At 60.2% G+C, this 1420-nt stretch carries 2 protein-coding genes; both read right to left on the minus strand.

What is annotated here, in order from left to right:
* Positions 1–90: 90 nt before the first annotated feature.
* Positions 91–1131, minus strand: coding sequence for an aliphatic amidase (locus SO139_RS46180; RefSeq protein WP_449379713.1), 1041 nt, complete (start codon positions 1129–1131; stop codon positions 91–93).
* A 57-nt stretch (positions 1132–1188) separates the two neighbouring features.
* Positions 1189–1420 (minus strand): zinc ribbon domain-containing protein (locus tag SO139_RS46185; RefSeq protein ID WP_498542152.1); only part of this gene is annotated, 232 nt, incomplete at its 5' end.

The raw sequence follows: 1420 nt of genomic DNA on the forward strand, positions 1-1420 counted from the left end.
CTGCCGTGCCTTCCTCTGTGATCCGTCCAAGGTGCATGATCACCAGCAGAAGTCCAAGGCTGGGATGACATCGGTGTATGGCGCAATAGTCTAGTAATTGCTCGCCGATAGCTCGTTCGGAATGCCGTCGATCGGGCATTCTTCGGTGCCAACGGTTGGACGAGTCATCGCCTCGACCATCTCGCGCGTCCCTTCCGGATCAGCGATCCAGTTCTTGTAGAACTCATAGGGGCAGGCGGCCACGCCGCGCGGGCCTTCGCCGGAATTGATCATGCCAGTGTAGCCGCGATGCAGCAGCTTGAAGAGATGGTTCTGCGACTGGTTGTTGCGGCGCGCATCGCGGATCAGGCCCTTCGACAGGCCAGCGTATTGAATGCCATATTCCTCTTCGCCGGTCTCGCCAAGCGTGCGTCCATCGAAGCCGATAATCGCAGAGTGCCCGAAGTAGGAATAAACGCCGTCAAAGCCCGCGGCATTGGCGACAGCGACATAGACATTGTTAGCCCACGCCATCGCCTTGGAAATCAGCACCTGCTGTTCCTTCGCCGGATACATGTAGCCCTGGCAACGCACGATCAGTTCGGCGCCCTTCATCGCGCAGTCGCGCCAGATCTCCGGATAGTTGCCGTCGTCGCAGATAATCAGACTGATCTTCAGCCCCTTCGGACCGTCCGAGACATAGGTGCATTTGCCGGGATACCAGCCCTCGATCGGCACCCAGGGCATGATCTTGCGATACTTCTGCACGATCTCGCCCTTGTCGTTCATCAGGATCAGCGTGTTGTAGGGCGCCTTGTGCGGATGTTCTTCGTGGCGCTCGCCGGTCAGCGAGAATACGCCCCAGACCTTCGCCTTGCGGCAGGCTGCGGCGAAAATCGCGGTCTCCTCGCCCGGCACCTGCGAGGCGGTCTCGTACATCTCCTTGGCGTCGTACATGATGCCGTGGGTGGAATACTCGGGAAAAATCACGAGATCCATGCCGGGCAGACCGAGCTTCATGCCGACGACCATGTCGGCGATCTTGCGGGCGTTGTCGAGCACCTCGGCCCTCGTGTGCAACCGCGGCATCTTGTAATTGACGACGGCAACGCCGACCACGTCGTTGCTGGAAGAGATGTCACCGTGAAGCATTTGAAACGCCCTTCTGTTCTAGTTTGAATTCATCGCCGGCGCGATGGCCATGCGACGTCAGTGGCTGATCATCCAGGGGCGCGCAGTCGGGAATCCGACGGCGCCGCTCTTGCTTTTCGTCACGAGACGCCCCGGTTTCTTCTTCGTCGCTGTCCCACAGCAGCCGCAGCCCGGTCCGTGCGCGGCCTTGTACTGGTCGAGCGTCTTCGGCGCATACTTGCTCCGCTCGTTGGTGGCATGCGCCTTACGCTTGTCCGCGGGCATGCAGAAGAACGCCGGCGCAGTGAGG

It is taken from the genome of Bradyrhizobium sp. UFLA05-89 (assembly GCF_059803475.1).